Origin of the sequence: Luteirhabdus pelagi (genome assembly GCF_016827595.1) — a bacterium.
In the GTDB taxonomy this organism is placed as follows: domain Bacteria; phylum Bacteroidota; class Bacteroidia; order Flavobacteriales; family Flavobacteriaceae; genus Luteirhabdus; species Luteirhabdus pelagi.
In genome coordinates this window covers 1-792 of sequence record NZ_JAECMS010000035.1, presented here as the reverse complement: position 1 = coordinate 792, position 792 = coordinate 1, and the positions used below count along the sequence as shown (strand labels likewise).

The window sequence follows — 792 nt, the reverse complement described above, 5'->3', positions numbered from 1 at the left end:
TTTAGTTGGTGTTTCAGATCAATTTTGAAGACTTGTGTCATTTCCCAAATATAACTGCTAACGGATTTGTATAACGTGCGTTGCTCGTTGAGCAATTTACGTAATTTTCAATTAGTCGATGGGAGGGAACGTCTCTACGTGAATTCAATGCAATTGAATTCACCAGAGTAATGCATCGTTATACGTTGTTACCTGCAGTTATGTTTTATTCAGTTTTTTTCCATTCTCATATTCAATTCGAAGTTCCTCTCCATTCTTATCCAAGCAAAATTCAATTCCATGCTTTCTGTTTTTTTTAAATTCACATCTATAAACCAAATCCTCATCCTCGAATCGCTCAATTAGAGTTCTATTTTCATTCTGATCATAATGTATAAATTCAACTGTCGGTTTTTTCAATCCGAAGTTTGTTGTCTTTTTCTTATTATCAGTTCCGATGTAGTATTCAGTAATCGTTGAGGGAGTTGGTTCATCCGTGCCATTGTAGTAAGTTATTGTCTTGGTCAAATAGCCATCTTCAAAATATTCTTCATAAACCAAGTGACCGTTTTTTCTGACATGTTGAGCTTTTCCAGAAAACAATTTATTGTTATTGTTGCTGTAAGTCAATCCCTGTTCAGTGTAAACATCTCTCAATCCGACTGTTTCTTGTGAAAAGGCATTTCCACATGTCAAAATCAAAATAATCATTAGGATTTTTCGCATAATTGCAGGTAACGGTTTTGTATAATGCGTCGTTGCGCGGGGATGAAGTTACGTATTTTTCAGATAAGACTTTTTTGAAATGAATTT

The 792-nt window shown here is 34.3% G+C and carries 1 protein-coding gene; it reads right to left on the bottom strand.

Annotation, left to right across the window (positions count from 1 at the left end; genetic code table 11):
- Positions 1–198 precede the first annotated feature (198 nt).
- Positions 199–705: a hypothetical protein gene (locus tag I4Q58_RS15455; RefSeq protein ID WP_203296812.1), complete on the bottom strand. Its 507-nt coding sequence runs from the start codon at positions 703–705 to the stop codon at positions 199–201.
- Positions 706–792 lie beyond the last annotated feature (87 nt).